This is a genomic window from Pseudoalteromonas sp. BZK2 (assembly GCF_014349195.1).
In the GTDB taxonomy this organism is placed as follows: domain Bacteria; phylum Pseudomonadota; class Gammaproteobacteria; order Enterobacterales; family Alteromonadaceae; genus Pseudoalteromonas; species Pseudoalteromonas simplex.
In genome coordinates this window covers 79,693-96,578 of sequence record NZ_JACSOG010000015.1, presented here as the reverse complement: position 1 = coordinate 96,578, position 16,886 = coordinate 79,693, and the positions used below count along the sequence as shown (strand labels likewise).

General features: G+C 42.4%; 17 protein-coding genes. 14 read left to right on the top strand and 3 right to left on the bottom strand.

The genetic code is table 11. The features are described 5' to 3' along the window. Window positions 1-4 precede the first annotated feature (4 nt). The 4 genes from rsmE to ruvX all read left to right on the top strand — a co-directional run bounded on the left by rsmE (window position 5) and on the right by ruvX (window position 2,813). Entirely contained in the window at window positions 5-739 is a 735-nt protein-coding gene (gene rsmE / locus BIZ38_RS11320) for a 16S rRNA (uracil(1498)-N(3))-methyltransferase (protein WP_187490296.1), read from the top strand. 68 nt (window positions 740-807) lie between these two features. After that, window positions 808-1,761, top strand: coding sequence for a glutathione synthase (gene gshB / locus BIZ38_RS11315; RefSeq protein ID WP_187490295.1), 954 nt, complete (start codon window positions 808-810; stop codon window positions 1,759-1,761). Between the two features lie 24 nt (window positions 1,762-1,785). Further along, the gene (locus BIZ38_RS11310) at window positions 1,786-2,343 is read left to right on the top strand and encodes a YqgE/AlgH family protein (protein WP_054552661.1); all 558 of its coding nucleotides are present in this window, start codon (window positions 1,786-1,788) and stop codon (window positions 2,341-2,343) included. Between the two features lie 20 nt (window positions 2,344-2,363). Then, complete coding sequence (gene ruvX, locus BIZ38_RS11305; protein WP_187490294.1) at window positions 2,364-2,813, top strand: Holliday junction resolvase RuvX; 450 nt, start codon at window positions 2,364-2,366, stop codon at window positions 2,811-2,813. Between the two features lie 67 nt (window positions 2,814-2,880). Here ruvX and BIZ38_RS11300 read toward each other — a convergent pair whose 3' ends face one another. Then, on the bottom strand, window positions 2,881-4,014 hold the full coding sequence (locus tag BIZ38_RS11300; RefSeq protein WP_054552663.1) for a PilT/PilU family type 4a pilus ATPase: 1,134 nt from the start codon (window positions 4,012-4,014) through the stop codon (window positions 2,881-2,883). A 14-nt stretch (window positions 4,015-4,028) separates the two neighbouring features. Further along, the gene (locus tag BIZ38_RS11295) at window positions 4,029-5,069 is read right to left on the bottom strand and encodes a type IV pilus twitching motility protein PilT (RefSeq protein ID WP_054552664.1); all 1,041 of its coding nucleotides are present in this window, start codon (window positions 5,067-5,069) and stop codon (window positions 4,029-4,031) included. Window positions 5,070-5,071: 2 nt separating this feature from the next. Between BIZ38_RS11295 and BIZ38_RS11290 the strand changes: the two genes are divergently transcribed. The 9 genes from BIZ38_RS11290 (at window position 5,072) to BIZ38_RS11250 (ending at window position 13,337) form a co-directional block, all read left to right on the top strand. Continuing rightward, window positions 5,072-5,785 carry a YggS family pyridoxal phosphate-dependent enzyme gene (locus BIZ38_RS11290; RefSeq protein ID WP_187490293.1) on the top strand — a complete coding sequence of 238 codons (714 nt, stop codon included), beginning with the start codon at window positions 5,072-5,074 and terminating at the stop codon, window positions 5,783-5,785. A gap of 17 nt (window positions 5,786-5,802) precedes the next feature. Next, window positions 5,803-6,624, top strand: a complete 822-nt coding sequence (gene proC / locus BIZ38_RS11285) for a pyrroline-5-carboxylate reductase (RefSeq protein ID WP_138616272.1) — start codon at window positions 5,803-5,805, stop codon at window positions 6,622-6,624. Window positions 6,625-6,647: 23 nt separating this feature from the next. Next, entirely contained in the window at window positions 6,648-7,181 is a 534-nt protein-coding gene (locus tag BIZ38_RS11280) for a YggT family protein (protein WP_054552667.1), read from the top strand. A gap of 58 nt (window positions 7,182-7,239) precedes the next feature. After that, window positions 7,240-7,680 (top strand): DUF4426 domain-containing protein, encoded by a 441-nt coding sequence (locus tag BIZ38_RS11275; RefSeq protein WP_054562744.1) that lies wholly within the window; start codon window positions 7,240-7,242, stop codon window positions 7,678-7,680. A gap of 7 nt (window positions 7,681-7,687) precedes the next feature. Beyond that, on the top strand, window positions 7,688-8,287 hold the full coding sequence (locus tag BIZ38_RS11270) for an XTP/dITP diphosphatase (RefSeq protein ID WP_058586594.1): 600 nt from the start codon (window positions 7,688-7,690) through the stop codon (window positions 8,285-8,287). Further along, on the top strand, window positions 8,284-9,417 hold the full coding sequence (gene hemW / locus BIZ38_RS11265) for a radical SAM family heme chaperone HemW (RefSeq protein ID WP_138616270.1): 1,134 nt from the start codon (window positions 8,284-8,286) through the stop codon (window positions 9,415-9,417). The genes BIZ38_RS11270 and hemW overlap by 4 nt, the downstream gene beginning before the upstream one ends. Before the next feature lie 40 nt (window positions 9,418-9,457). After that, window positions 9,458-11,293, top strand: a complete 1,836-nt coding sequence (locus BIZ38_RS11260) for a DUF885 domain-containing protein (protein ID WP_138598887.1) — start codon at window positions 9,458-9,460, stop codon at window positions 11,291-11,293. A gap of 99 nt (window positions 11,294-11,392) precedes the next feature. Then, complete coding sequence (locus tag BIZ38_RS11255) at window positions 11,393-12,076, top strand: hypothetical protein (RefSeq protein WP_138598886.1); 684 nt, start codon at window positions 11,393-11,395, stop codon at window positions 12,074-12,076. Between the two features lie 4 nt (window positions 12,077-12,080). Beyond that, complete coding sequence (locus BIZ38_RS11250; protein ID WP_138616268.1) at window positions 12,081-13,337, top strand: lipopolysaccharide biosynthesis protein; 1,257 nt, start codon at window positions 12,081-12,083, stop codon at window positions 13,335-13,337. On the opposite strand, the gene BIZ38_RS11245 is transcribed toward BIZ38_RS11250, so the two are convergent. Further along, a complete protein-coding gene (locus tag BIZ38_RS11245; protein ID WP_054552674.1) occupies window positions 13,326-14,042 on the bottom strand; it encodes an SIMPL domain-containing protein in 717 nt (238 codons plus the stop codon). The two genes, BIZ38_RS11250 and BIZ38_RS11245, sit on opposite strands and share 12 nt — an antisense overlap. Before the next feature lie 169 nt (window positions 14,043-14,211). Here BIZ38_RS11245 and BIZ38_RS11240 point away from each other — a divergent pair, with 169 nt between their 5' ends. Continuing rightward, on the top strand, window positions 14,212-16,881 hold the full coding sequence (locus BIZ38_RS11240) for a bifunctional acetate--CoA ligase family protein/GNAT family N-acetyltransferase (protein WP_054552675.1): 2,670 nt from the start codon (window positions 14,212-14,214) through the stop codon (window positions 16,879-16,881). The last annotated feature ends 5 nt before the right edge of the window (window positions 16,882-16,886 follow it).

Below are 16,886 nucleotides of genomic sequence, written 5' to 3'. Positions count from 1 at the left end.
AGCCATGCGAGTTCCACATATTTACCAACCTTCAGCGATTTCTTTAAACACCCCAGTAGCACTAGATGATGATGCCGCAGGTCATGTTGGCCGCGTATTGCGCATGCAAGTCGGTGATAAGGTCTCGATTTTTAATGGTGAAGGAGGTGAATACCTCAGTGAAATTATTGAAGTGAGCAAAAAAAACGTGGTCGTTAAGCCACTGGAATTTGTTGATCATGATGTTGAGTCGCCTTTAAAGATTCACTTAGGCCAAGGTATTTCTCGTGGTGATAAAATGGATTTCACTATTCAAAAATCAGTCGAGCTTGGTATTACAGAAATCACCCCTATTTTTAGTCAACGTTGTGGCGTAAAACTAAGTGGCGATCGCCTTGCTAAAAAACATCAACAATGGCAAAAAATTGCAATTGCCGCGGCTGAACAATCTGGCCGCAACGTTGTGCCTGTTGTACACCCGCCTATCGATATAAAAGAGTGGCTAGAACAAGCAAGTGATGCGATTAAACTTACTTTGCACCCGCGTGCTGAGCACAGTATTAAAACGATTCAAATCCCCAGTGAAGGGGTACGCTTTTTAGTCGGTCCTGAAGGTGGATTTACCGATGAAGAAATTAACATTGCTAAGCAGCAAGACTTTGTTGATATCCGCTTAGGGCCACGTGTTCTGCGAACAGAAACAGCCGCTCTGACGGTATTGAGCGCATTACAATTGCAGTTTGGCGATTTAGCGAATTGAAAACAGTAAAAATACCCATATATCAAAGTAACAAAACACAGTATGGCATACGATTCTAAGGCAAAAATATGGCAATTAAGCTAGGCATAATCTCTGATCCAATTAGTGGCTTTAATATTAAAAAAGACACTGGCTTTGCAATGATGATGGAAGCACAAAAGCGCGGTTACGAAATTTACTACATGGAAATGGATGACCTTTCTCTACGTCAAGGTCAAGGCTATGCAACAGCTGCCAAAGCCCGTGTATTTGATGATGTTAATCACTGGTATGAATTAGAAGAAAAAGCCGCCATTGCTTTAGCTGATTTAGACGTTATTTTAATGCGTAAAGATCCGCCTTTTGATACTGAGTACATCTACGCTACCTATATTTTAGAGCGTGCTGAGCAAGCTGGTACGCTGGTTATCAATAAGCCGCAAAGCTTACGCGATGCCAATGAAAAGCTATTCACGGCTTGGTTTAGCGAACATACGCCAGACACTTTAGTAACACGTAGCCAAGCAGACATTCGTGTATTTTTAGCTGAGCATAAAGATATTATTTTAAAACCCCTTGATGGTATGGGTGGTGCTTCTATCTTTAGAGTTAAAGAAGATGATGCCAATATTGGTGTGATCTGCGAAACATTAACCGAGCATGGTAGTCGTTTTGCAATGGCACAAAATTATATCCCTGAAATCAAGCAAGGCGATAAACGCGTTCTTGTGGTTGATGGTGAAGTAATGCCGTACTGCCTAGCGCGTATCCCGCAAAATGGCGAAACGCGCGGTAACTTGGCAGCAGGTGGTAGAGGTGAAGCACGTCCAATTAGTGATTCAGACCGTAAAATTGCAGAGGCTGTTGCACCTACACTGAAAGAAAAAGGCCTTATTTTTGTTGGTCTAGATATCATTGGCGATCGTTTAACTGAAATCAATGTCACTGCGCCAACGTGTGTAAAAGAGATTGAAGCTGCTTATGACATTTCAATCACTGGTCACTTATTTGATGCCATTGAAAGAAAACTGAGCCATACTTAATTTAAACAACAAAAGGGGCGACCTATGCAGTCATTAGAGAACCATTTCTTAATCGCAATGCCAAGCATGCAAGACCCTTTTTTTAAGCGTGCTGTTACGTATATTTGTGAGCACAACCAAGATGGTGCGATGGGCTTGGTAATTAACCAGCCTATCAATATCACCGTGGGCGAGCTTCTCGATAAAATCGAAATTGATAACGATAAAAGTAAGCAAGCAGCAGGCTTAGCTGTATATGCTGGCGGGCCTGTAAAAACCGATCGCGGTTTTGTTTTGCACTCACCAAAGCCTGGTTATGCAGCGAGTCAAAAGCTCAGCAGTGATATTATGATCACCACTTCAAAGGATGTGTTAGCAAGCCTAACAACGAGTGAAGCACCAGAACAATTTATTATCACATTGGGTTATGCTGGTTGGGATCAAGGACAGTTAGAGCAAGAACTGCTGGAGAATTCATGGTTAATTATCAAAGCAGACCCTGAGATCATCTTTAATACACCCGTTGAAAAACGTTGGGAAAAAGCGGTTTCGATGCTGGGTTTTGATGTCGGTCAATTAAGCTCTGAAGCAGGCCATGCTTAACATTTATAATTTTTAAAAATATGACAAAACGAACGTTTAAGGCACTCGGTGAACGCACCGTAATGGGTTTTGACTTTGGCACCAAAAGTATTGGTATTGCCATTGGTCAAGAGCTCACAGGAACAGCATCAAGTTTACAAGCTGTAAAAGCGAAAGATGGTATTCCAGATTGGCAACTAATTAAAAAACAAGTGAACGAGTGGCAACCAGATTTAATGGTGGTTGGTTTACCGCTTAATATGGATGGCACCAATCAAGAAGTTACCTTTAAAGCTAAGAAGTTCGCTAACCGCTTACACAACCACTTTGCTATACCGGTTGAAACGCAAGACGAACGACTAACCACCGCAGACGCAAAAGCGCGTTTATTCGAACAAGGTGGCTACCGAAACCTTGGCAAAGGTAATGTTGATAACATGTCTGCTGTGATTATCTTAGAAAGCTTTTTTGAGCAGTTTTATGGTGAGTAGGCGCCTTCAACGTATTTAAAGAGTGCCAGCACAGACAGTGCTGGCATGTAATTCCCTTTTGTTTTAACTAAGATTTACCTTTTTCGTCAAGACCATCAATAGTCACACCCTGTAAGAAACCAGCCCCTTTTTGTTCGTTGTTTTGTAGCTTAATCATTAAACGTAAGTCATTTGGCGAGTCAGCATGGTGCAGCGCATCAGCATAGTTAATGCGGCGCTGTTTATAAAGCTCAAATAATGCTTGGTCAAAGGTCTGCATGCCCATTTCTTTCGATTTAGCCATAGTCTCTTTAATAGAACCGATATCGCCTTTTTTAATAAGCTCTGCCACCATGGGTGAGTTAAGCAAAATTTCGATAGCAGCGACACGCCCTTCCCCATCGGCAGTTGGCACCAACTGCTGAGCAACAATGGCGCGAAGGTTTAGTGCAAGGTCGTACTTTAACTTATCGTGCTTTTCTTTAGGCACCAAATGCATGATACGATCAATGGCTTGGTTGGCATTGTTCGCATGCAGTGTTGCGACACATAAGTGACCTGTTTCTGCAAAGCTGAGTGCATATTCCATGGTTTCTTGTGAGCGGATCTCACCAATTAAGATCACATCGGGTGCTTGACGCAACGAGCTTTTCAGCGCTGATTCAAAGCTTTCTGTATCAAGACCAACTTCACGTTGAGTGATAATGCTTTTACGGTGCTCATGCACAAATTCGATAGGATCTTCAATAGTAAGAATATGACCACGTTGATTGCGGTTACGATAACCTAGAAGCGCAGCAAGCGAGGTTGACTTACCCGTACCAGTACCACCTACAAATAGCACTAATCCACGTTTTGCCATAATCACGTCGGTTAACGTTGATGGCAAACCAAGTTCATTCACATCAGGAATTTGTGTTACGATACGGCGAATAACCATTCCAGCCCTGTCTCGTTGCCAAAAAGCAGAAACACGGAAACGACCTTCATCAGTAGCAATCGCAAAGTTACATTCTTTGCTGTCATGGAACTCTTTGCGCTGTTTGTCGTTCATTGCTGACTCGACCAAAGCGAGTGAATCCTCATCTGAGAGTTTTTCATCGCTTAAAGGTATTAATTCACCGTTTACTTTTGCACTGACTGGCAGTTGGCTAGAAACAAACAAGTCAGAGCCTTTTTTGTCGATCATGACTTGCAAAAAATGATTTAAAGGTAAAGACATTTTATATAGCTCCGTTAGCCACCAAACTGGGTTTTATCTTGCGCTTTAGCTCGCGCATCAACATTAGTAATAATGCCGTAGTTAACCAAATTACCTAAACATTGGTCCATGGTCTGCATGCCATGCGATGCACCAGTTTGAATTGATGAGTACATTTGCGCAATTTTATCTTCACGGATCAGATTTCGGATTGCAGGAATACCGATCATGATTTCATGGGCTGCTACTCGGCCGCCGCCTACCTTTTTAAGTAAAGTTTGCGAGATTACGGCACGCAATGATTCTGACAACATTGAACGCACCATGTCTTTTTCTTCACCTGGGAACACGTCAATAATACGGTCAATGGTTTTTGGTGCAGAGGTAGTATGCAAGGTTCCAAACACTAAGTGCCCCGTTTCTGCCGCAGTCATTGCTAAGCGGATTGTTTCAAGGTCACGAAGCTCACCCACTAAGATTACATCCGGATCTTCACGTAGTGCACTTCTAAGTGCATTAGAGAAGCTATGCGTATCACGGTGAACTTCGCGTTGGTTAATAAGGCTTAGCTTATTTTCATGTACGAATTCGATAGGATCTTCGATAGTTAAAATATGATGATGTTTTGTTTGGTTAATGTAATCGACCATCGCCGCCAAAGTCGTTGATTTACCCGAACCCGTTGGCCCAGTGACTAGCACCAAACCACGAGGGTTATCGGCAATGGTTTTAAAAATATCAGGCGCACCTAAATCATCCAACGTTAAAACATCACTTGGGATAGTACGAAACACCGCCGCAGGACCACGGTTTGAATTAAATGCGTTAACACGAAAACGCGCAAGGTTTGGCACTTCGAAAGAAAAATCCACTTCGAGATTTTGTTCATAGTCCTTACGCTGATTATCGTTCATAATATCGTATACCAGACTATTTACATCTTTTTGTTCTAATGCTGGAATATTAATACGACGCACATCACCATCGACACGTATCATAGGTGATACGCCTGATGACAAGTGTAAATCCGAGGCTTTGTGTTGCACACTAAAGGCCAATAATTCGGTAATATCCATTTATGACTCCACAACCAACTGATAATTATATGGTTACAATAGCAGAACGACTTACATCCGCCTACGCAAGAATTGCTCAAGCTGCAAAAAATAATCACCGCGATGAGCAATCAATCAACCTATTGGCTGTTTCAAAAACAAAACCTGCCGACGATATTATTGCTGCCTATAAGCATGGACAACGCCAGTTTGGCGAATCATACGTTCAAGAAGCGGTAACAAAAATCACAGCATTGGCTGATTATAAAGACATTATTTGGCACTTTATCGGCCCTATTCAATCAAATAAAAGTGCCCAAGTAGCCACGCATTTTGATTGGGTACAAAGTGTTGACCGCACTAAAATTGCAAAACGTCTTAATGAGCAACGACCAGCCGACAAAGCCCCACTCAATGTATTAATTCAAGTTAATATTAGTTTAGAAGAGGCTAAGTCAGGCTGCCACCCAGACGAGCTAATGGCACTGGCCGAATTTATCAGTCAATGCCCTAATTTATGCCTGCGCGGTGTGATGGCGATTCCTGCCAAAACCGACGATGCCCAGCTACAATTACAATATTTTGAGCAATTAAGCGCTTGCTTTGATAAACTAAAGGCCCAATATCCCCAAGTAGACACCTTGTCGATGGGTATGAGTAACGATGTTGAAGCGGCGATTGCAGCGGGTTCAACCATGGTACGCATTGGCACGGATATATTTGGCCAACGAAATTAAAAGGTGATAACAGACATATGTCAGACAAAAAAATCGCATTTATAGGCACGGGTAACATGAGCTACGCCATCATTGGCGGCATGGTAAAGAACGGTTTTGCAGCAAAAAACATCATTGCAACCAATCGCAACCAAGAAAAATTAGCTAAGGTTGCTGCTGATTTCGGGGTGCAAACTACCGCGGATAACAACGCGGCACTTCGCGATGCTGATGTGATTGTCTTATCTGTTAAACCACAAATGATGGGCGATCTTTGCCAATCATTCCAAGACTCAGGCGTTGATTTTAGCGACAAGCTATTTATTTCAGTGGCAGCAGGTCTTACCGTAAACCGTCTACGTGAAATGCTAGGGCAAGATGTGAAAATGGTGCGTTGTATGCCAAATACACCATCATTACTCGGTCGTGGTGTTTCTGGTTTGTATGGCGCGGGTGAAACCGCTGAAGAGCACCAGTTTGTACAACAAGTTTTTGAGTGTACAGGCATTGTTGTGTGGGTTGAGCAAGAGTCACAAATCAACGACATCATCGCTGTTACAGGCTCATCACCTGCTTACTTCTTCTTATTTATGGAAGCAATTGAAGAAAAAGCGAAAGCACTTGGTTTTAGCGATGAAGATGCACGCCGTTTAGTACAACAAACAGCACTGGGTGCAGCCGAAATGGCACTGTCGCAACCAGACATCAGTATTTCTCAGCTACGTGCAAACGTAACCTCTAAAGGTGGTACGACTCACGAAGCTGTTGAGCATCTTAAATCACAAGGTTTAGTCGGTACTGTTGCAGATGCAATGGATGCCTGTATCGCTCGCGCTGAAGCGATGGAAAAAGAACTTTAAGCTTACTTTTTGAAGGTAAAACTATGCAAGCCATGCACTTTTTAGTTGGGATTATTTTTGATCTCTTTTTAATGGTGGTCCTTTTACGCTTTTGGTTACAAGCGGCAAAAGCTGACTTTTACAATCCTATGAGCCAGTTTGTGGTGAAAGCCACTTCGTTCGCAGTGAACCCACTTCGTAAAATCATCCCAGGAGTGGGTGGCTTTGATATTGCCTCGTTAGTGCTTGCTTATTTAGTTGCTGTAGCCAAACTCAGTGTTATTTTTCTGATGTTTTATAACGCTTGGGCGCCAGGTCCGGTATTTATTCAAGCGTTAATTACAGTAATTAAAGAAGGTTTAAACTTACTATTTTGGGTATTAATTATTCGTGCTTTACTGAGCTGGGTAAGCCAAGGTTACAACCCAATTGAGGCTGTATTCCACCAGCTAACTGAGCCAATGTTGCGCCCTATTCGTAAGATTATCCCACCACTAGGTGGTCTAGACCTATCAATCTTAGTGTTGATTATTGGTCTACAGTTTTTACAGTTTTTAGTAATGGATTTAATTGGCTAAGCGTTTAACGTGAAGCAGTAAGGGGCCGAAAGGCCTCTTTTGTTAAGTGAGATATACCATGAAGCAATTTATTTATTTTTCTTTGATTGTATTGAGTTTATTTACAACCTTTGCCAAAGCTGATGAACAAGCAGGCGCCCAGTACAAGGTTCTTGGCCCTTGGGAAGTTCATTACATTGCATTTCCATCGACTTTTATTCAGCCAAACATTGCTAAAAACTATGATTTAGAGCGTAGCCCTAGCAAAGGAATTATTAATATTTCGGTATTAAAAAACAGCGATAAAACAGCGCAGACAGCAACTTTAACTGGCACTGCACGTAACCTACTTGGTAATAAAAAGCAGCTTACATTTAAAGAAGTTGTTGAAGGCGATGCGATTTATTACCTCGCGCAAATCGATTACAGCAACGAAGAAATTTACCGTTTTGATATCGAAATTAATCAAAACGGCAAAGTACAAACGCTGAAATTTCAGCAAAAATTTTACGTAGATTAATAGACCTATGAACAACACCTTGGTTTTAGCCACGGGTAACCCTGGCAAAGTAAAAGAGCTGGCAAGCATGCTCAGCCCACTTAATATTAACGTGGTTCCACAAAGCGATTTTCAAGTGCCAGACGTGCCTGAAACAGGCACCACATTTGTTGAAAACGCCATTATTAAAGCGCGCCATGCAGCAAAGATCACAGGCATGCCTGCGATTGCTGATGACTCAGGCCTTGAAGTAGACGGCCTAAATGGTGCGCCAGGTGTGTACTCTGCACGCTTTGCCGGTGCGGGTGCTAGCGATCAAGATAATATCGACAAGTTACTAAAAGAGCTTGCTGATAATCCTGTTCGTAGTGCGCGTTTTTGGTGTGTATTAGTATTAATGCGCCACGCCGACGATCCAACACCGCTTATTTGTAGTGCCAGTTGGGAAGGCGAAATCACTCATAGCCAAGATGGTCAGGGTGGGTTTGGTTATGATCCGGTGTTTTATGTACCGTCTGAGCAATGCACTAGCGCTCAGTTAACTAAAGAGCAAAAAAATGCCCTTAGCCATCGCGGCCAGGCTTTAAAACAACTACTTGCGCAATTGCAGCAAAAAGGCGGCCTGTGAGTTTACCGCCTTTAAGTTTATATGTGCACGTGCCTTGGTGCGTGCAAAAGTGCCCATACTGTGACTTTAATAGCCATGGTCAAAAAGGCACAATCCCCGAAAAAGAATACGTTCAGCATCTTATTGATGATCTCAAGGCCGATTTGCACTTGGTGCAAGGACGTAAAATCCACAGCATTTTTATTGGCGGCGGCACGCCAAGCTTATTAACCGGTGACGCTTATACTCGCCTACTTGGTGAAGTAGATAAATTAATTGGTCTAACTGATGACTGTGAAATTACCCTAGAGGCAAACCCAGGTACTGTCGAAACAGGTCGCTTTAAAGAATATGTTGCCGCTGGCATCAATCGTATTTCAATTGGTGTGCAAAGCATGCAAAATGACAAGCTAAAAGCCCTTGGCCGTATTCATGGTGCTGATGAAGCAAGTTATGCGGCTAAACAAGCACACCAAGCGGGGCTAAACAGCTTTAATCTTGATTTAATGCATGGCTTGCCAGGGCAATCTGTTGAAGATGCCTTGAGCGACCTTGAAAAAATTATTGCCCTTAATCCTCCTCATATCTCTTGGTATCAACTAACCATTGAGCCAAATACGCAGTTTGCTTCTAAGCCACCGACCTTACCTCATGACGACACCCTTTGGGATATTCAAGAACAAGGTCAAGCGTTACTCGCAGCAGCAGGTTATGAGCAATACGAGATCTCAGGCTACGCGAAGCCCGGTTACCAATGCCGTCATAACTTGAATTATTGGCGATTTGGCGATTATCTCGGTATCGGTTGCGGTGCCCATGGTAAAATTACTGATGAAAATAAAGTCATCACCCGTACGGTGAAAGTAAAACACCCACGAGGTTATATGGATCTTGCCAAACCGTATTTATATCAGCAATGGCAAGTAGCAGAAGACGACTTAGCTTTTGAATTCTTTATGAATCGTTTTCGTTTAGTCGAACCCTGCCCCAAAGCTGATTTACCTTTGCTTACAAGTTTGTCACTGCAAAGTCAGGAACAAGCCTTGACTGAGGCAATTGCAAAAGGCTTACTAATTGATGATAAAGATAACTGGCAGGTAAGCCAAAAAGGCCATCGCTTTTTAAATGACCTGCTAGAATTATTCGTTTAAGAATTATAATTAAATTTCTAACAACTACAAAGGAACGATAATGCGTAAACTGACCTTCATCGCTGCGGCGGTAAGTGTTGCATTGCTTGGCGGCTGCCAACAAATGCAAGAGCAACCGAAGCCTGCACCAAGTGTACAAAGCCAACCTGTACAAAGTGAAATCGATAAAGCTAACGCCTTCTTCGAAGATACTTTTAACCGTGATGTAATGAAAAGCCCTATTTATCAAACATACATGGGCATCAAAAAAGATTACGACAAATGGGATGATGGCAGCGAAGAGCGCGTTTTAGAAGACTTTGAACAAACTAAAGCTGACCTAGTTGCGCTTAACGCAATTAACCGCGACCTATTAGATGACGCAACAAAAGTAAGCTATGACCTTAAAAAGCAAGATTTAGAAAACGAAATTGCTGATTTCAAATGGCGCCATTACAACTACCCTGTGAACCAAATGTTTGGTGTTCACTCGATGATACCTGCATTTTTAATCAACCAACATCAAATTGCCGATGTATCTGATGCTAAAGCGTATATCTCACGTTTAAATGGTGTTACAACGGTTATTGATCAACTAATCAAAGACCTTGAAGTACGTGCAGATAAAGGCATTATCGCGCCTAAATTTGTTTTCCCACACGTGATTGATTCAAGCAATAATATCTTACGCGGCGCACCATTCCATGACGGTGAAGACTCAACGTTACTAGCTGACTTTAAACGTAAAGTTAATGCATTAGAGATTGCCGACAGCGAAAAATCTGCACTTATCAGCGACGCTGAAAAAGCCTTAAAAGCAGCAGTAAAACCTTCTTACACTAAGCTAATTAACTTCTTAGCTCAGTTAGAAAAACGCGCTGATGACCGTGATGGTGCTTGGAAATTCCCTGACGGCGAAGCGTTCTACAACAACGCTTTAGCACGTACCACAACAACTGATTTAACAGCGAAAGAAATCCACACTATCGGTTTAGCTGAAGTCGCGCGCATTCACGACGAAATGCGTGCAATCAAAGATAAAGTAGGCTTTAAAGGTGACCTTAAAGCATTCATGCAATTCATGAAAACTGATAAGCAGTTCTACTACCCTAACACCGCTGAAGGTAAACAACGCTACCTTGATGAAGCAACAGCGCTTATCGATAACATGAAATCTCGTCTAGACGAGCTATTCATTGTTAAGCCAAAAGCTGACCTTAAAGTTAAAGCAGTTGAAGCATTCCGTGAAAAAGCAGCAGGTAAAGCGTTCTACCAACAACCTGCGCCAGATGGCTCACGCCCAGGTATTTATTACGCAAACCTTTACGACATGGAAGCAATGCCAACATACCAAATGGAAGCACTTGCATACCACGAAGGTATTCCAGGTCACCACATGCAAATTGCTATCGCGCAAGAGCTTGAAGGTGTACCTAAGTTCCGTAAGTTTGGCGGCTACACAGCGTATGTTGAAGGTTGGGGTTTATACTCTGAGCTAGTACCAAAAGAAATGGGCTTATACGAAGACCCTTATTCAGACTTTGGTCGTCTTGCGATGGAATTATGGCGCGCATGTCGCCTAGTAGTAGATACAGGTATCCACGCAATGAAGTGGACACGTCAAGAAGGTATCGACTACTACGTAAATAACACACCGAATGCGACGTCTGATGGCGTTAAAATGGTTGAGCGTCACATTGTAATGCCTTCACAAGCAACGGCATACAAAGTAGGTATGTTGAAAATTTTAGAGCTTCGTGAAGCGGCTAAAGAAAAACTAGGCGATAAATTCGATATTCGTGAATTCCACGATGTAGTACTTAAAAATGGTGCAGTACCATTAAATGTACTAGAGAAGTTTGTTGACCAATGGGTTGCTAAGAAACAAGCAGCTTAACCAATAAAGACTTGAAAAAGGCCGCTCAGCGGCCTTTTTTATTTATTTAAACAAGTAGTTGAGCTATAAATGTATAAATAATAAAAAACGAGTATCTCCATGCAAAGCGCGATTGAGCAATTGAACAGCCGACTTCAACATCATCAGTTAAAAGAACTCATTGCCGATTACCAAAGTTTATCGGGAGTTTTGCAAGCGGCACAATTACAGCATATCTATCAATTAGCGTGCAGTAGTGAAGTTAAATACTTGTTTTTACAAAATGTGGCAGCGCATTTACTCGAAGCAAGCCCGCTGCCAAGTGAAGCTGTAGGCTTAATTGATGATATCGATAAACTGAGCTTTTTCACGCCTGGTCTTAAGTTTCAAAATGCTTTTTGTATTACCGACAACCAAGGTAACACCCTATTACATCATTTATTTACGCAGTGTCAGGCTGATAACCTCCCCTTTAATTACTTGCGTTCGTTAATGTTATTTGAAAGCAACGAAAGCTTGGGTGTTGCGTTAAAAACATTAAATAAGCAGCAGCTCACTCCTATAGGTTGCTTTATAGCGCTAAACAGCACGACTCAGATGCTAGCCAAACATGAATTCTCTGCATTATTAGCCATGATGGAAGTCGACCAAAGTCACAGCCCGAGCGCAGTCAGCGCCTTGGTAAATACCCTTAAGCAATTTTATGGTGCCAATCAAGCAACGAGTAGCGACAGTAAAGTGCTGCTTTGCGCGGCCTATTTGCAAGTGCCAACGGCACAGTTATTAAACGCGCTCAATCAATAACTCCATGAATAAGGATGTTGTTAAAGCGTTTTTATCGCTCAGTAGTTTTACCGCCCTTAACCATGGTAGCCGTATTGTGCTTACCTTGTGCCTTGCAAGGTTATTAAGTACTGATGAGTTTGGTACTTTCGCGGCGTTACTCGCACTGTGTGAAATTTTGTTATTACCTGCGAGTATGGGCTTTGCATCATCTTTAATGCGTATTAGCTACCCGCTCTACAAAGCTCAGCAACATGACTTACTACGCGGCTTAAAACATGTTTATTTAGCGGCATCGTGTTTATTCGGGGTGATTTTTGTCGCTGCTGTGGTGATTAGCTTTCAGGCTATTTCACCGCACCAAAGCGCTCAAGAGCATGTGGCCTATTTACTATTACTGGTGCCGATTGGCGCCATTATGCAAAGCCAATCGGCTTTTTTAGTGGCTTTGAATAAACCAAAAATTGGCTTGATAACGCAGCAGTGTATTTTTGAATTGCTAACAGCGGGGTTTTGCTTTTTCGTGTACTTGATACGTGGCGACTTATCGTTAGTCGAGATTTGTATCTTGTTGTTTTGTAGCATCTTGTGCGTAGTCATTTATCAATATTGGTTAATCAAAAAAATGATCGTTGCAAGCACTGCCCGCTACCAAACCAAGCAATGGTGTAAAGACTCATTGATCATGCTCGCCAGTGGTGCAGGCACCGTGTTGGTAGCAAAACTCGATGTCTTACTGGTGCATCAATGGTTTGGTGCACAAGGCGTGAGTATCTTCTTTCCTGCAGTAGTGATTGCTGGCTTACTGACTATTTTAGGCAATGCCGCCAACCAATATTTAAAACCCATTTTAATGGCCGATGAGACGACCGAGCAGCAACTTAGCGAGTTAATGAAAGTGGTATGGCGTTTTAACTTTGCCGCTATTTTGCTACTTGCCCTGCTCGCAAAGCCACTACTCACTCTCTATGGCGAAAGCCAATTACAAGAAGGATTTTGGATTTTAATGCTGCTGTTACTCGGGCAGCTGTTATTACCAGCAAGAATCTTAGCCAGTAGCATGATCAAGTTAAAAGGCAACCCGCTTATCAACTTGTATGTCTTACTTGGTGCAACCAGTGTCACGGTTTTAATGGCAGTACTATTAAAAGATCAGTTTGGCTTATTGGGGGTGGCTGTGGCGTTTAGTGGCGGCTTTATGCTTGGAGCGATTTGCCGCATGGTGATTGTGTGCACACGCATGCGGCTACCTTTATCTGTGGTATTGGGTTTAGTCAGATAGATAATATTCAACACTGGTAACTACACGCACTTTTTTCAGCTGAGGTGTGTTTGAATCTCTATCAGAAATTGAAAACTGCCCCTGACGCGCTGTTTTAATTTTACCTAATTTAGACTGTGAATCTTTGGCAAATTTCATTGCTACTTCGCGGGCTTTTTCGGTTGCTTCTTGAATCATATTTGGCTTAATTTCATTTAAGCCATTAAATAAATATTGAATCCGCGTTTCGTAATTATCTTGTACTATCGCAATGCCTTGTTTGGCTAATTGGCTTACTGCGCCTAAGGCATTTTGCACTTTTTCAATATCATTTGAATAAACAATGACATTATTACGAGCAATATAACGAAACTGCTGATTCTCGCCGCCATATTCGCGAGCTTGTTTATCAATAATCGATTGGCTACCAAGGCTGATTTCTTCATCACTAAAACCATGTAGTTTTAAAAAAGCCACAACCGCATCACTTTTCTCTTCAACTCGACCCACTAGTTTTTCAAGGTTGTTATCGGCATCAGAAAACTGTAACGGCCAGATAACGGTGTCGGCTGGCACTTCCATTTCTGCTAGCCCTTTAACATGAACTGTGCGCTCCATGCCCTTTACATCAAGGGCTGCACTTTTCAATATAAAACCTAATCCGAGCAAACCGACCGCCAATGCACACGCTGCAATAACGATATTAAATGGTTGCGCTTTATTCATGCTTTTCTCCTTGATGTAGGTCACTGTTTTTGACTCGAAAAGTAGTTATAAACAGGTTATCTTATGAGTATAACTTTTAATACTTTGGAAGCGTGTCGGTTCTAGTTTGAGTGTATTAAACTTAACAGACCCTGAAGTTTTAACAAACATCGCAAGCGAAGGAAACAGCATGAGCGTTAAACGTATTAGCCAATTTTTTAATCCTAAATCGGTCGCGGTGATTGGCGCCTCAAATTCCCCTAACCGAGCGGGCTTTGTGGTGATGCGTAATTTACTACAGGGGGGCTTTAAAGGCCCAATCATGCCTGTTAGTTTAAATCACAGCGCTGTACACGGGGTATTAGCCTACCCAAGCATTGCTGCACTACCTAAAGTGCCCGACCTTGCGGTTATTTGTACTAATAAAAATACTTTAATTAACATCATTAATGAGCTTGGAGAACTTGGTTGTAAACATGCGGTGGTAATTGCAGCGGGTTTAAACGTCGACCAAAAGCACGCATTAAAAGAAGCAGCTGCTGAGGCAAATGTCTCTTTACTTGGGCCTAATTGTTTGGGCTTACTTATTCCTCATATTGGTTTAAATGCCAGCTTTTCACATACGGTTGCAAGCCCAGGAAAGCTTGCTTTTGTATCGCAATCTGCGGCTGTTTGCTCAACCATTCTAGATTGGGCGAAAAACAAAGAAATTGGCTTTTCATATTTTGTATCTGTGGGTGATTGCCTAGATATCGACTTTGATGAGTTACTCGACTTTTTAGGCCGAGATGCAAAAACTAAAGCTATTTTGTTATATATCGATAATATTGAAGATATTCGCAGCTTTATTTCCGCAGCGCGAGCCGCTGCGTTTAGCAAACCCGTAATCGCCATTAAAACCGGTAAAACCAGTGCTGGTGCCCTAGCTGCAGAAATACACACTGGTGGCAAACAAAGCTCAGATGCAGTCTATGATGCGCTATTTCAGCGAGCAGGTATGCTTAGGGTAAACGACTTACGAGAGCTTTTCGCTGCGACACAAACGCTGGCAATGCACCCAAAACTTCTTAAAGTCGAGCAGCTAACCATTTTAACCAATGGCGGCGGCCCAGGTGTCATGGCTGTGGATACGCTCTTGCAAAGCTCAGGAAAGCTGGCGGAGCTCAGCGATGAGACTAGAGCTGCGCTTAATAAAGTCATCCCGCAATCAGAAATGACCTCAAATCCGGTGGATATTTTTGGTGACTCAGCGCCAAGACGCTATCAACAAGCCTTAGAAATCTTACTACAAGCCAAAGAAGTCAAAAACTTGCTGATCATCCATACTCCTTCAGCACTTGCACCGAGTGAAGATTATGCAGAGATCATTGTTGAAACCTTGGAAAAAATCCCAAAAATGGCTCGCCCTTATGTTATGACTAACTTTATGGGTGAAGATGCCGCCTATGCTGCACGTAAAGTCTGTACCAATAACGCTATTCCAACCTACCGTACACCTGAAGGTGCGGTGGGTGCCTTTATGCACTTAGTAAGTTATCGTCGTAACCAAAAGCATTTAACACAAACACCAGAATCAAACACCGATGATGCAAAAATAAATAAAGACGCTGCACGCTCTGTGGTGAGCGAGTTTTTAGCCGAAGAGCAGAGCTATTTATCAACCCATGAAGCTAGTCAAATTCTCACTCATTATGGTATTGATTGTATTCAAACTGAGGTTGCTTACACGCCAACAGAAGCCAAAGAACAAGCTATTGAGCTGGGTTTTCCGGTAGCGTTAAAACTAATTAGCCCAAGTATTCCTTCTAAATCAGAAGTCGGTGGTGTTGTCCTTAATTTAAATGATGCGCAAGAAGTTGAGCAAACAGCCTTTGCCATGCTGCTACGAATCAAAAACACCTACCCTGATGCCCATATTGAAGGTTTCTCACTGCAAAAAATGGCGCCGCGAGCGGGTGCTAATGAGCTACGTATCGCCATCAAAACAGAGCCTAACTTTGGTCCGGTGATTTTACTAGGTGAAGCTGGCACCGGACTTGAGTTCGCACAAGCTGCAGTGGCATTACCGCCACTTAATATGAACTTGGCAAAATACCTAATAGCTGCGGCGCACGATAAAGGCGTACTTAAAGACCGCGTGCTACCAGAAAAAGTCGATAAATACCGTTTATGCGCCCTACTCACCCGTATTTCGCAGCTGGTTATCGATCAACCTGATATCACCAGTGTTGAACTTAATCCAATTTTAGCCAGTAACGGGCAGTTTTTGGTCCTTGATGCGACCATTGGTCTTAGCCGTTATAAAGCAAAAGCGAACCGTAAACGCTTGTGTATTCGTCCCTACCCAATTGAATTAGTTAAAGAAGTAACCCTTAAAAATAATACCCAAGCACAGTTAAGACCTATCAAACCGGAAGATGAGCAAGCACACTTAGAGTTTGATCAATCATTGAGCAAAGAAGACAGATATAAGCGCTTCTTCGGTGAATTACCGCAATTTAATCATGATCAGCTCGCGAAAATGACGCAAATTGATTATGACCGAGAAATGGCGTTTATTGTCAGCCAAGAGCAAAATGGTTCAGCCTGTACATTAGGGGTATCTCGAGTGTTGATGGATCCAGACAAGCTCGATGCTGAGTTTGCAATTGTGGTGCGCTCTGATTGCCAAGGTTTAGGGCTTGGTACAATATTAATGAATGCGGCGATTGAGCATTGTAAAAACCAAGGCGTTAAACAAATTTCAGGGATCACTTTACCTGAAAATACTGGCATGATTGAGCTGGCAAGAAAACTTGGGTTTAAGATCACCCGCGACTTTGAAGAAGGCAGCATTAATATGGTGCTAAAACTTAACTAAAACTG